This is a genomic window from Bradyrhizobium sp. USDA 4510 (assembly GCF_054059095.1).
This window is the reverse complement of the sequence record NZ_JBSSBT010000001.1, coordinates 3,864,726-3,876,474: the sequence shown is the minus strand read 5'-3', so window position 1 is coordinate 3,876,474 and position 11,749 is coordinate 3,864,726. Positions and strand designations below refer to the sequence as shown.

Annotated in this window: 13 protein-coding genes; 8 read left to right on the top strand and 5 right to left on the bottom strand. The window is 65.2% G+C overall.

Features of this window, described 5'->3' with window-relative positions:
* Positions 1–10 precede the first annotated feature (10 nt).
* The 5 genes from ACVMDN_RS17675 to ACVMDN_RS17655 all read left to right on the top strand — a co-directional run bounded on the left by ACVMDN_RS17675 (position 11) and on the right by ACVMDN_RS17655 (position 4,306).
* On the top strand, positions 11–187 hold the full coding sequence (locus ACVMDN_RS17675; RefSeq protein WP_168858567.1) for a hypothetical protein: 177 nt from the start codon (positions 11–13) through the stop codon (positions 185–187).
* Entirely contained in the window at positions 188–430 is a 243-nt protein-coding gene (locus ACVMDN_RS17670) for a hypothetical protein (protein WP_057016535.1), read from the top strand.
* Between the two features lie 17 nt (positions 431–447).
* Complete coding sequence (lpdA, locus tag ACVMDN_RS17665) at positions 448–1,869, top strand: dihydrolipoyl dehydrogenase (protein ID WP_076825475.1); 1,422 nt, start codon at positions 448–450, stop codon at positions 1,867–1,869.
* A gap of 147 nt (positions 1,870–2,016) precedes the next feature.
* Positions 2,017–3,258 carry a threonine synthase gene (locus ACVMDN_RS17660; RefSeq protein ID WP_028339715.1) on the top strand — a complete coding sequence of 414 codons (1,242 nt, stop codon included), beginning with the start codon at positions 2,017–2,019 and terminating at the stop codon, positions 3,256–3,258.
* Positions 3,259–3,337: 79 nt separating this feature from the next.
* Positions 3,338–4,306: a tripartite tricarboxylate transporter substrate binding protein BugD gene (locus ACVMDN_RS17655; RefSeq protein WP_076825479.1), complete on the top strand. Its 969-nt coding sequence runs from the start codon at positions 3,338–3,340 to the stop codon at positions 4,304–4,306.
* A 48-nt stretch (positions 4,307–4,354) separates the two neighbouring features.
* On the opposite strand, the gene ACVMDN_RS17650 is transcribed toward ACVMDN_RS17655, so the two are convergent.
* A complete protein-coding gene (locus tag ACVMDN_RS17650) occupies positions 4,355–6,574 on the bottom strand; it encodes a lytic transglycosylase domain-containing protein (RefSeq protein WP_310884656.1) in 2,220 nt (739 codons plus the stop codon).
* Between the two features lie 300 nt (positions 6,575–6,874).
* Between ACVMDN_RS17650 and ACVMDN_RS17645 the strand changes: the two genes are divergently transcribed.
* Positions 6,875–7,723, top strand: a complete 849-nt coding sequence (locus ACVMDN_RS17645) for an SMP-30/gluconolactonase/LRE family protein (protein WP_310884657.1) — start codon at positions 6,875–6,877, stop codon at positions 7,721–7,723.
* A 20-nt stretch (positions 7,724–7,743) separates the two neighbouring features.
* Here ACVMDN_RS17645 and ACVMDN_RS17640 read toward each other — a convergent pair whose 3' ends face one another.
* On the bottom strand, positions 7,744–7,905 hold the full coding sequence (locus ACVMDN_RS17640) for a hypothetical protein (RefSeq protein WP_310884658.1): 162 nt from the start codon (positions 7,903–7,905) through the stop codon (positions 7,744–7,746).
* 124 nt (positions 7,906–8,029) lie between these two features.
* Here ACVMDN_RS17640 and ACVMDN_RS17635 point away from each other — a divergent pair, with 124 nt between their 5' ends.
* The gene (locus ACVMDN_RS17635; protein ID WP_155258394.1) at positions 8,030–8,167 is read left to right on the top strand and encodes a hypothetical protein; all 138 of its coding nucleotides are present in this window, start codon (positions 8,030–8,032) and stop codon (positions 8,165–8,167) included.
* 37 nt (positions 8,168–8,204) lie between these two features.
* Here ACVMDN_RS17635 and ACVMDN_RS17630 read toward each other — a convergent pair whose 3' ends face one another.
* The 3 genes from ACVMDN_RS17630 to dctP are packed head-to-tail and all read right to left on the bottom strand — an operon-like array spanning position 8,205 to position 11,133.
* Complete coding sequence (locus tag ACVMDN_RS17630) at positions 8,205–9,563, bottom strand: TRAP transporter large permease (protein ID WP_168858563.1); 1,359 nt, start codon at positions 9,561–9,563, stop codon at positions 8,205–8,207.
* On the bottom strand, positions 9,560–10,114 hold the full coding sequence (locus tag ACVMDN_RS17625) for a TRAP transporter small permease (RefSeq protein WP_194295317.1): 555 nt from the start codon (positions 10,112–10,114) through the stop codon (positions 9,560–9,562). Before ACVMDN_RS17625 ends, ACVMDN_RS17630 begins: the two co-directional genes overlap by 4 nt.
* Positions 10,111–11,133: a TRAP transporter substrate-binding protein DctP gene (gene dctP, locus ACVMDN_RS17620; protein ID WP_310884659.1), complete on the bottom strand. Its 1,023-nt coding sequence runs from the start codon at positions 11,131–11,133 to the stop codon at positions 10,111–10,113. The genes ACVMDN_RS17625 and dctP overlap by 4 nt, the downstream gene beginning before the upstream one ends.
* A gap of 375 nt (positions 11,134–11,508) precedes the next feature.
* On the opposite strand from dctP, the gene ACVMDN_RS17615 reads away from it, so the two are divergent.
* Positions 11,509–11,742: a pentapeptide MXKDX repeat protein gene (locus ACVMDN_RS17615; protein ID WP_092083897.1), complete on the top strand. Its 234-nt coding sequence runs from the start codon at positions 11,509–11,511 to the stop codon at positions 11,740–11,742.
* Positions 11,743–11,749 lie beyond the last annotated feature (7 nt).

Below are 11,749 nucleotides of genomic sequence, written 5' to 3'. Positions count from 1 at the left end.
GGCATCCGCCATGTACGCGATCGTCGGTCCGTACGTCCTGCTCGCCGCTATCGCCGTCGCGTTGCTCGTCGCGGTCAACCGCGACCTGATATCGACGATCCAGTTCAGGATCATGATGATCGGCGCCGCGGTGCTGGCGCTGGCGTGGTCCGTGTTCCTCGGTGCGGTATGGCGGGAGTACGGATGAATGGCCAGCATGGCTCGCACGCGCTGGCCCTGGATCTCGCTGTTGCTGTCGGCCGCACTGGTGCTCAATCCGGTCGGATTGGATTTTCTACACTCCGCGTTCTTCGCCGGCGAGCAGCTGGCGCGGAACATCGCCCAGCCGATCGTGCTGACGGCCCTGGCCATCATGGCCCTGGTGATCGGACTCGAATGGCTGGTCAGGTCATTGATCGCAAGAAGCCGCGCCCGCGGCGTCACACGTTGAGTTGAACGGGAGCCGCCATGGCCGACACATCCTTTGACGTCATCATCATCGGCTCCGGCCCCGGCGGCTACGTGACCGCGATCCGTGCCGCGCAGCTCGGTTTCAAGACCGCGATCGTCGAGAAATCCTATCTCGGCGGCATCTGCCTGAACTGGGGCTGCATTCCGACCAAAGCGCTGCTGCGCTCCGCCGAGATCTATCACTACATGCAGCACGCCAAGGATTACGGGTTGTCGGCCGACAATGTCTCGTTCGATCCGAAGGCGGTGGTGCAGCGCTCGCGCGGCGTCTCGAAGCGCCTCAATGACGGCGTCGGCTTCCTGATGAAGAAGAACAAGGTCACGGTGATCTGGGGCGAGGCCACGATCGACGCGCCCGGCAAGATCACGGTGAAGAAGTCGGCGGTCGAGGCGCCGAAGGGCGCCAGCGGCGAGGGCAGCTATCAGGCCAAGCACATCATCGTGGCGACCGGCGCGCGGCCGCGCGTGCTGCCCGGGCTCGAGCCCGACAAGAAGCTGATCTGGACCTATTTCGAGGCGATGGTGCCGGAGCGGATGCCGAAGTCGCTGCTGGTGGTCGGCTCGGGCGCGATCGGCATCGAGTTCGCCTCGTTCTTCCACACCATGGGCGCCGACGTCACCGTGGTCGAGGTGCTGCCGCAGATTCTCCCGGTCGAGGATGCGGAAATCGCAGGGCTCGCCCGCAAGCGGTTTGAGAAGATGGGGATCAAGATACTCACCTCGACCAAGGTGACAAAGCTCGAGAAGAAGGCCGACAGCGTGGTTGCGACCATCGACGACGGCAAGGAGAAGCCGCAAGCGGTGGAGTTCGAGCGCGTGATTTCGGCGGTCGGCGTGGTCGGCAATATCGAGAATCTCGGGCTGGAGAAGCTTGGCGTCAAAACCGATCGCGGCTGCATCGTGATCGACGGCCTCGGCAAGACCAACGTTCCCGGCATCTATGCGATCGGCGACGTCGCGGGACCGCCGATGCTCGCGCACAAGGCCGAGCATGAGGGCGTGATCTGCATCGAGGCGATCAAGGGCCTGCATCCGCATCCGATGGACAAGCTGATGATCCCGGGCTGCACCTACTGCAACCCGCAGGTCGCCTCCGTCGGCCTCACCGAGGCCAAGGCCAAGGAAGACGGCCGCGAGATCCGGGTCGGCCGCTTCCCGTTCGTCGGCAACGGCAAGGCGATCGCGCTCGGCGAGGACCAGGGCCTCGTCAAGGTGATCTTCGACAAGAAGACCGGCCAGCTGCTCGGCGCCCACATGATCGGCGCCGAGGTCACCGAGCTGATCCAGGGCTACGTCGTGGCGATGAATCTGGAGACCACGGAAGAGGAACTGATGCACACCGTGTTCCCGCATCCCACCTTGTCGGAGATGATGAAGGAAGCGGTGCTCGACGCCTATGGGCGCGTGCTGAATATTTGAGTGGCCGAATTCAGCTCGTCATGCGCGGGCTTGACCCGCGCATCCATCAAGCGAAGGCTTTTTTGCAAGATGGATCGCCGGGTCAAGCCCGGCGATGACAAGCGGAAAGAGCCGTTGACGCAAGAAGCCGGAGAAAGAACAGAGCCAGTGAAAGACAACGACAACCTCACCATCGAACGCCCGACTTTCGTCACCCATCTCGAATGCGCGATGGAGGGCGATCATTATCCCGCCGACCAGGTGCACAACCTCTCCAAGGCCGGCAAGCCGCTGCTGGTGCGCTATGACCTTGCCGGGGTGAAGAAGGCGCTGACGAAGGACGCCCTGGCGCAGCGTCCCGCCGATTTGTGGCGCTACCGCGAGCTGCTGCCGGTGCGCAAATGCAAGGATATCGTCAGCCTCGGCGAGGTCACGACGCCGCTGATCCGGCTGCCGCGGCTCGGCGCCAGGCTTGGCGGCGGCGAGATCATTGTGAAAGATGAAGGCCGGCTGCCGACCGGCTCGTTCAAGGCACGCGGCCTGGTGATGGCGGTGTCGATGGGCAAGGCGCTCGGCATCAAGCACATGGCGATGCCGACCAACGGCAATGCCGGCGCGGCGCTGGCGGCCTATGCGACCTCCTGCGGCATCAAGACCACGATCTTCTGCCCGGCCGATACGCCGGAAGTGAATGTCAGCGAGATCGAGCTGCAGGGCGCCACCGTCTATCGCGTCAACGGCTATATCGATGACTGCGGCAAGATCGTCGGCGAGGGCAAGGCGAAGGTCGGCTGGTTCGATACCTCGACCCTGAAGGAGCCGTACCGGATCGAGGGCAAGAAGACGATGGGGCTTGAACTTGCCGAGCAGCTCGGCTGGGACGTGCCCGACGTGATCTTCTACCCGACCGGCGGCGGCACCGGCCTGATCGGCATGTGGAAGGCGTTCGACGAGCTCGAGAAGATCGGCTTCATCGGAAGCAAGCGCCCGCGCATGGTCGCGGTGCAGGCCTCCGGCTGCGCGCCGATGGTGCGGGCCTATGAGGCCGGCACCGAGCACGCCGCGCGCTGGGAGGACGCCCACACCATCGCCTCGGGCATCCGCGTGCCCCAGGCGATCGGCGACTTCCTCATTTTGCGCGCGGTGCGCGAGAGCAAGGGCTTTGCGATCGCCGTCGATGACGACAAGATCAGCGCCGCCCTCAATGAGGTCGCGCGCGAGGAGGGGCTGCTGCTGTGCCCCGAGGGCGCCGCGACCTATGCCGCCTACAAGGAGAGCCTCGCCGACGGCCGTGTCAGCAAGACCGACCGCGTGATGCTGTTCAACTGCGCCAGTGGCCTGAAATACCCGCTGCCGCCGATCACCCGCACGCTCGACCGGCACAAGCCGATCGACTTCTCGCAGTTCTGACGCCTCATCCGAAGGGCCATCTTGTCGAAAGGTGGCCCTTCAAAAATAATTGGAAACAAGAAAATTGAGGGAGAGCGTGATGCGGAAGCTGGTTCTGGCCGTATTGGCGATGTTCGCGTTGACGGGGACCGTTTCCGCGGAAACCTATCCCGCGCACCCGATCACCATCGTGGTGCCGTTTGCTGCCGGCGGCCCCTCGGATGCGATGGCGCGCATCCTCGGCGAACGAATGAAGCAGTCGCTCGGTGAGGTGCTGCTGATCGAGAACGTGACTGGAGCGGGCGGCTCGATCGGCGTTGGCCGCGCGGTGCGCTCGGCGCCCGACGGCTACACCATCTCGTTCGGCCATCTCGGCACCCATGTCGCCAACGGCGCGATCTACAAGCTCGGCTACGACCTCGTCACCGATCTCGAGCCGGTGGCGCTGCTGCCGAGCAACCCGATGATCATCGTCAGCAAGAACGCCGTGCCGGCGAAATCGCTGAAGGAGTTGCTGGAGTGGCTGAAGTCGCGGCCGGCGCCGCCGACCGCGGGCACCGCCGGCGCCGGCAGCGGCAGCCATATCGCCGGGCTCTATTTCGAGAACGTCTCCGGCATCAAGCTGCAATATGTACCGTATCGCGGCACCGGCCCAGCGCTGAACGACCTCGTCGCCGGCCAGATCGACATCATCGTCGACCAGACCTCGAACTCGATCAACCAGGTCCGTGCCGGCAATATCCGCGCCTATGCGGTCACCGATTCCAAGCGGGTCGCGAATGCGCCTGACGTTCCGACGGTCGACGAGGCCGGCCTGCCGGGCTTCCACATGACGCTGTGGTCCGGCCTCTGGGTGCCGAAGGGTACCCCGAAGGAGATCGTGGCCAAGCTCAACGCCGCTGCGGTCGAGGCGATGGCCGATCCGGCCGTGCAGAAGCAGCTCGAGAATTTGGGCTTGCAGATGCCGCCGAAGGATCAGCTCACGCCGGATGCGCTCGGTGCCTGGCAGAAGGCGGAAATCGCCAAATGGTGGCCGATGATCAAGGCCGCCAACGTGAAGGTGGATTGAAACTTGTCATCCCGGCCGCGCGCAATTGCGCGCTAGGCCGGGACGACGTTATTGCGACGGCATTGCCTCAGCCGGCGCCGCGTTGCTCTCCTGTGTCACGACGCGCTCGCCGTTCTTGGCCACCGCCGTGCCGGCATCCTCGAACCGCGCCTGGTAGACCGCGAAATTCTCCATCACGCGCTGCACGTAGTTGCGCGTCTCGGAGATCGGGATCCGCTCCACCCAGTCGACCGGATCGACCTTGGGATCGCGCGGGTCGCCGTAGGCCTTGACCCAGTCGCGGACGCGGCCGCGACCGGCGTTGTAGCCGGCAAAGGTCATGATGTGGCAGTTGCGATATTCCGACAGCAACGCGCTGAGCTCGGCTGCGCCCATCTGGGTGTTGTAGACGGGATCGGACACCATCCGGCTCCAGTCATAGCTGACGCCGAAGCGCTTGGCGGTGTCACGGCCGGCTTCCGGCGTCACCTGCATCAGGCCGACGGCGTTGGCCGCCGACTTGTCGCGCTGGTCGAACGCGCTTTCGGTACGCGCGATCGAGTAGGTCATGCTGCGCCCGATATCGGGCGCGATCGGCGTGTGCTTGGGAATACCGATCACCGGGAAGGCGTAGTGGTCGAAGGCAAAGCCGCGCGCGAGCGCGATCTTGCCGATCTGCAGCATGGCCCGGGCATCGTTGCGGCGGCCAGTGAGCTCGCCGAGCGCCTCGAGCATCCCGACATCGGTGCTTTCCTCGGCGAGGTCGGCGGCGAAATAGAGCACGATGTCGGGCTCGCCGATCGCATAGAGCATATCGGCGGCGCGGACCCGCTCGTCGGCAGCCATGCTGCCGGCGCTGGCGGCCGGCGAGGGCGCGCGCAGCTCGACGCCACCATCACGGCCGAGCTTGGCCAGCGCGAGCTGACCGTAATAGGCCGTCGGGTAGCGCGCGGCGGCCTGGTAGTCGGCCCGCATCGCCGCGGAATTTCCGAGTGCCTCTGCGGCGCGGCCGCGCCAATAGGCGGCGCGCGCCAGCACGGTCGGGTTGGTCTGGCCCTCGTCGATATGCGCGAAGTGCGCCGCGGCGGTCTTGGCGTCGTTGAGATAACGCAGCGCGATCCAGCCGCGCATGAAGTGCATGTCGGAGCGGTAATAAGGATTGTCCGGCGCCGCCGCGGGCCGGATCACGTCATAGGCCGCCTGGTACTCGCCCTGGTCGAGCAGCTTGCGGGAGAGGATGCGGCGCTCGCGCCACCACTGGTCGGTGTCCTGCTGCGCCATCGTCTCGGGCTCAGCCGCGATCGTCACGCGCGCGGCTTCGTCGACCTTGTTCTTCGCAAGCAGCCACTGAATTCGGCACAGCGTGTAACCGAGATCGCGGCGGGCATCGGCCGGCACATCGTTGAGCGTGTCCTCTGCCTTGCTGGATTGTCCGCGGACCGCGCTGCAGGCTTTCACGATCGCCAGATCGTCGCTGCCGAGCCGCTGCGCCGCGCGCCTCGCGCCGGCGAGATCCTTGGCGCCGATCCGCTTGTCCATGCGCGCGCGATGGTCGTCGCGCGTCAGCAGGTCCTTGAACGCATCATAGGCGTCGCTCTCGGAGCGATCGGACAGCTCCTCCGAGCGCCAGGCTTCGCGCACCAGCCGGGTGGCGCCGTCGCGGTCGCCTTCGGCCAGCAGCGTGCGGGCGAGCGCGAACTTGCCCTTGGCGCTGATCGGCTGATCGAGGGTGAAGCCGTGCACCGTGGCCGGATCGCTGCGCTCCTGCCAGATCCGCGCTTCGGCGCGCTTGCGCAACAGCGTGACGCTAGGCCAATCCGGATTGGCCGTCACGAATGCCGCATAACGGCTGAACGGCGCGCTCGATTCCGAGTGGCGCAGCAGATACCACTCGACGAGTTTTCGCCCGACCGGGTCGGTGATCCTGGCCTGGATATCGGTCGCGTCGCTGGTCTTGCCTCTGCGCGCGGCGAGGATCGCGTCCCTGATCGTGGCGAGATCGCCCAACAATTGCGGCTCGGCGGGTTTCTCCGGCTCGGGCGCCTTCTCAGCGGATTTGGAAGGATCGGATTTGGCCTTCGCGGATTTACGTTTGTCGGCGCCGTGTCTGGCGTGCCGCCGCTTGCCGGAGGCACTCTCGCGCGCGGCCTTGCCGCCATGCGCCTTCTTGTCCCCGTGGCCGCTTTTGGCCTGGTGCTGGTGATGCGGCTTGGCGGTCGCCTGGACCGGAAGCAGCGCGAGCGCGGCGGCGGTGGCGAAGCACGCCAGCGGACGTAGGCAACGGTTCATTCCCTGGTCCCCCCTGAGAAACCATGAGGCACAACAGAACGCGTCATACGGCGGCACAACCGCCGCAGATTATCACTACCCTCGATTCTCGAGTCTTAATATGCAGCTGCAATTCAACAGGGAAAACGCGGCGAAATATGGAATATGGCGTGTGGAACCCGCGGGAACCGGGGTTTTTACGGCGGAAACGGACGGCCGCACCGTGCTTTGACCGGTTCCGCGTGAGTTGTATCGTCGTAGCGAGCGCACGTGGGGGCTGCCGATGTCACTGCCACATCACTTTTCTCGAGCCGGTGCGTCATGACGGCTCGCCTCAGAACGATCCTCGACGGCGGCCGCTATTTCGAAGGCCCGCGCTGGCATCGCGGGCGGCTCTGGTTCGTCGATTGCATGGCGCGGGCGCTTCTGAGCATCAGCTCGTCGGGCGAGTTGCAGGAGCATGCTGCGCTGACCGACGACACGCCGTGTGGTCTCGGCGTCCTGCCTGATGGCGACATCGTCGTGCTGACGATGTTCAGGAAGCGGCTGCTGCGGTTTTCCGATGGAGCGCTGTCGCTCTATGCCGATCTCTCCGAGGTCGCGACCGGCACGATCGACGACATGATCATCGACGGGCAGGGACGCGCCTATGTCGGCGATCTCGGCTTCAACCTGCCGCCGCCGGAGCGCCGCGGTGCGGTCGGCCGGATCATCCTCGTGACGGCCGATGGCAGTGCGCGCGTCGTTGCTGAAAGCTTGCGGTTTCCCAACGGCATTGCCGTCTCCTCCGACCATCGCCGACTCGTCGTTGCCGAAATGGATGGCGCCGGTCTCGCCGAATACGACATCGCGCCGGACGGCGGCCTGAGCCTGCGCGGGCGGTTCGGCAGCATCAACGATCCCGACGGCATCTGCCTCGATGCCGACGGGGCGACCTGGGTCGCGTCCTTCACGGAAGATGCTTTTGTCCGGATCGATCGCACCGGTGTGGAGCGTAAGCGCATCACGGTGTCCGGCCGCCGCGCACTTGCCTGCGCGCTCGGAGGCGCGGACCGCAGGACGCTGTTCTGCCTGAGCGCGGAGACGTCCTACGAGGAGCTACGCAAGGGCAGGTCCGCGTCGCGGATCGATGTGGTCGAGGTCGACACGCCGGGTGATGGCTATCCGTGAGCCCTGGCCGCAGGCAAGTCTCACCTCTTCTTTTTCTTCTCTTTCTTCTTCAGGATATCGGCCTGGCTCCTGAAAGCACGGGCGAGGGAGCGCATCTGGTTGGCGACAAGTGCGTCGGCCGTCGTCAATGCAACCCGCTCCGCGGTCTGCGCCTGCCTGCGAGTTGCCTTGGCCATTTTCATGAAGGAACCAATCGCGTCGCGTCGCTCTGGTTCCTGCACCGGCCACGGCGGCTTGAAGCCATCTCGCGGCCTTGAGTTTCGTTCTTGTTTCGTTCATATTGGCGCGCTCCGGGGGAGTGCTGCCATGGACGCCGAGCGAGACCGCGAAATCATCAGGCTGTGGAACGAGCTCCGCCGGCTGCAGCGCGAGGGACGTCCGACGGCGTTGCTGGTCCGCCGGATCGAGAAGGCGCTCGCGGAACGCGAGCAGGAGGCCGCCTGAAACTACGGTCTGCCGCGTTCCTCTGCGCGACAACGGTCTAGCGCCCGCCGTCCGGCCCCATGATCAGATTCGGCAGCCAGGTCGAGATCTCCGGAAAGAAGCAGAGCAACAGCACTGCGAACATCATCAGCAGCACGAATGGCAACGTGCCCCAGATCACCTCGCTCAAGGGGATGTCGGGCGCGACGTTGCGGATCACGAAGATGTTGAGGCCGACCGGCGGATGGATCAGGCCCATCTCCATCACGATGGTCATGACGACGCCGAACCAGATGATGTCGAACTCGGCCGCGCGCAGCGGCGGCAGGATGATCGGCGCGGTCATCAGGATGATCGAGACCGGCGGCAGGAAGAAGCCGAGCACGATCACCATCACGAGGATCGCAAACAAGAGCTCCCAGCGCGGCAGGTGCATGGCGACGATCGCCTCCGCCGCCGACTGCGAGATGTGCAGGTAGCTCATCACATAGGAATAGAGCAGTGACATGCCGATGATCAGCATCAGCATGGTGGACTCGCGGATGGTCGATTTCAGGATCGGCGACAGGTCGTTGGGTGTCCACACGCTGTAGATCACGGCGATCAGCCCGAGCGCCAGGAGGCCGCCGAGGCCGGCGGTTTCCGATGGCGTGGCGTAGCCGCCATAGAGCGCAATCATCACGCCGGTCAGCAGCAGCACGAACGGGATCACGCGCGGCAGCGCGCTGAAGCGCTCGGCCATGGTGAATTCGTCATGCTGCAGGATCGCCGCGTCCTTGCCGGTCGCGTCATAGACGGCGCGGGCCATGGCGTATTCCTTGCGGAAGCGGAACACCGCGTAGAAACCGAACAGCGTCACCAGCAGCAGGCCGGGGCCGATGCCGGCGAGAAACAGCCGTCCCAGCGATTTCTCGGCTGCGACGGCGAACAGGATCATCGTGATCGAGGGCGGCAGCAGGATGCCGAGCGTGCCGCCGGCGGCGATGATGCCCGCGGCAAAGCCGCCGGAATAGCCGCGCTTGCGCATCTCCGGGATGCCGGCCGAACCGATCGCCGAGCAGGTCGCCGGCGAGGAGCCGGCCATCGCCGCGAACAGGGCGCAGGCGAATACGTTGGCGACGCCGAGGCCGCCGGGCACGCGGTGCAGCCAGGCGTGCAGCGCCGAATAGAGGTCCTGGCCGGCTCGCGATTTGCCGATCGCCGCGCCCTTCAGGATGAACAGCGGGATCGACAGCAGCGTGATCGAGGCCATCTCCTCGTAGACGTTCTGCGTCACCGTATCGAGCGAGGCCGCCGGCATGAAGATCGCCATGAACACGACCGCGACCGCACCGAGCGCGAACGCGATCGGCATGCCGGAGAACATCGCAAACAGGGTGGCAAGTCCGTAGGAGATACCAATACCAAACACGGTCATCGGCGCGCGCCACCCGTCAGCGGAATGATGATTTGCAGGAGGATCTGCACGCAGAGCAGCGTCATGCCCAGCGCCATCAGCACGTAGGGGATGGCGAGCGGCGGCGACCACATCGAGTTGGACACCTGGCCGTCGACATAGGCTTCATGCGCCAGGGTCCAGGATTTCCAGGCGAAGAAGGCGCAGAACGCGAAGCTCGCGACGTCGACCAGCCACAGCCGGATGGCGTTGGCGCGCGCCGAGAGCAGCCCGACGAACGCCTCGATGCTGACATGGCCGCGCTGGCTCTGCACATAGGCCGAGGTCATGAAGGTGGCGCCGACCAGGAGGAAGACGGCCGCCTCGTCCTGCCAGTAGTTCGGGCTGTGGAACAGGGCGCGGCCGAGCACGCTGTAGCTCAGGATCACGCAGGCCGCGACCAGGGCGAGCGCGGCGAACACCACGATGATGTTGTTGCAGATGGACAGCGCGCGCCCAAGCACGGCCACGGGCGTGTTGCCCGCGGCGATGCTTGCGGTTTCGGCCTGATCCGCGACCGGACCATGGATCATGCGGCGACGTCGCTAGCGAGCTTCAGCAGGTTGGCGGCGGTGGCGGTCTTGGCGCCATAGTCCTTCCACGCGGTATCGCGCGCGATGTCGCGCCACTTGCCGACAATGGTTGCATCGAGCGCGCTGACCTTGGCGCCGGCCTTCTCATAGACCTTGGCGACTTCGGTATCGTCGTCCTGCGCCCCCTTGCGGCCAAACGCCTCGAGCTCGGTGCCGACGGCAAGGATGATGTCCTGCTGGTTTTTCGGCAGCTTGTCGAAGATCGCCTTCGACATCATCAACGGCTCCAGCATGAACCAGTAGGAGGCGCCGGCGCCCGAGGTCAGCGACTTCGCGACCTCCTCGAGGCGGAACGAGATCAGGCTGGTGGAGGAGGTGATGCCGGCGTCGCAGGCGCCGGTCTGCATCGCGGCGTAGAGCTCGTTGGACGGCACCGACAGCACGGCGGCGCCGGCGGTCTGCAGCACCATGTCCATCTCGCGCGAGCCGCCGCGCACCTTGAGGCCCTTGGCATCTTCAGGCGCCACGATCGCCCTGGAGCGGCTGGCGACGCCGCCGGCCTGCCAGACCCAGGAGATCAGTAGAATGCCCTTGTCGGCGAGGAAGTCGCTCAAGGCCTTGCCGACCGGCTCCTTCTTCCAGCGCAGGCCCTGGTCGTAGGTGGTGACGAGGCCCGGCATCAGGCCGATATTGGTCTCCGGCAATTCGCCGCCGGCATAGGGCATCGGATACAGGCTGAGGTCGAGCGCGCCCTTGCGCATCGCCGAGAACTGCGCGTTGGTCTTGATCAGCGACGAGTTCGGATAGACCTCGGCGGTCAGCTCACCGCCCGAGCGCTTGGCGACCTCGGCCGCGAACATCCTGCACAGCCGGTCGCGGAAGTCGCCCTTGTCGATGGTGCCGCCGGGGAACTGGTGCGAGATCTTCAGCGTGGTCGCGGCATGCGCGGTTCCGAACCCCATCCGCAGGACGGCGGGTGCGGCGAGGGCGGAAGCGAGGACGTGGCGGCGTGTAAGCATTGTTCTCCCCTGAGAGCTTCTTGAGTGGCTGTTAGGCCGGCGCGGAGCTTTAGCTTAGCCGGTCTTCGCGTGAATATTCTCTAGTCTGATAGTTCGAGGCGCCCTGATAGTGCGAGCCGATACGGGGCTGCAAGTCCTGACGTTCAAGTCCTGACATTCAAGTCCTGACGTTCAAGCCTTGCCGTTGTTGCGATGCACACTGATGCGCGGTGACGCCGCGTCGTCACGCAACCGTCGCGCGACCAGCCGCCGGGCGACCGCAGCCGTGCTGCTTCAAGAATTCGTTATTGGAGGTAACGACGGCCGGCGCAAGTGCGTCGAGTAGAGAGCGGCAAGTCGTCGCGCTCACATTCGACCACACAAGGGATCATCACCATGACCACCAAGACCCGCCTCGGCCTTTCCGCCGCGCTGCTCTCGTTCAGCCTGGCGCTGGCGCCCGCCGCCTTCGCTCAGGACAAGATGGGCAAGGATGACGCGATGAAAAAGGAAGACTCGATGTCCAAGGATGCCATGAAGAAGGACGGTGGCATGATGAAGAAGGACGACGCCATGAAGAAGGACGGCGGCGCGATGATGAAGAAAGACGACGGCATGAAGAAGAACTGACTGCCGT

What these genes read in the sequence shown, in the direction of transcription:
- ACVMDN_RS17675 (WP_168858567.1), top strand. Translation starts at nt 11, where the DNA reads ATGTACGCGATCGTCGGTCCGTACGTCCTGCTCGCCGCTATCGCCGTC.
- ACVMDN_RS17670 (WP_057016535.1), top strand. Translation starts at nt 188, where the DNA reads ATGGCCAGCATGGCTCGCACGCGCTGGCCCTGGATCTCGCTGTTGCTG.
- lpdA (WP_076825475.1), top strand. Translation starts at nt 448, where the DNA reads ATGGCCGACACATCCTTTGACGTCATCATCATCGGCTCCGGCCCCGGC.
- ACVMDN_RS17655 (WP_076825479.1), top strand. Translation starts at nt 3,338, where the DNA reads ATGCGGAAGCTGGTTCTGGCCGTATTGGCGATGTTCGCGTTGACGGGG.
- ACVMDN_RS17650 (WP_310884656.1), bottom strand. Translation starts at nt 6,574, where the DNA reads ATGAACCGTTGCCTACGTCCGCTGGCGTGCTTCGCCACCGCCGCCGCG.
- ACVMDN_RS17645 (WP_310884657.1), top strand. Translation starts at nt 6,875, where the DNA reads ATGACGGCTCGCCTCAGAACGATCCTCGACGGCGGCCGCTATTTCGAA.
- ACVMDN_RS17640 (WP_310884658.1), bottom strand. Translation starts at nt 7,905, where the DNA reads ATGAAAATGGCCAAGGCAACTCGCAGGCAGGCGCAGACCGCGGAGCGG.
- ACVMDN_RS17635 (WP_155258394.1), top strand. Translation starts at nt 8,030, where the DNA reads ATGGACGCCGAGCGAGACCGCGAAATCATCAGGCTGTGGAACGAGCTC.
- ACVMDN_RS17630 (WP_168858563.1), bottom strand. Translation starts at nt 9,563, where the DNA reads ATGACCGTGTTTGGTATTGGTATCTCCTACGGACTTGCCACCCTGTTT.
- ACVMDN_RS17625 (WP_194295317.1), bottom strand. Translation starts at nt 10,114, where the DNA reads ATGATCCATGGTCCGGTCGCGGATCAGGCCGAAACCGCAAGCATCGCC.
- dctP (WP_310884659.1), bottom strand. Translation starts at nt 11,133, where the DNA reads ATGCTTACACGCCGCCACGTCCTCGCTTCCGCCCTCGCCGCACCCGCC.
- ACVMDN_RS17615 (WP_092083897.1), top strand. Translation starts at nt 11,509, where the DNA reads ATGACCACCAAGACCCGCCTCGGCCTTTCCGCCGCGCTGCTCTCGTTC.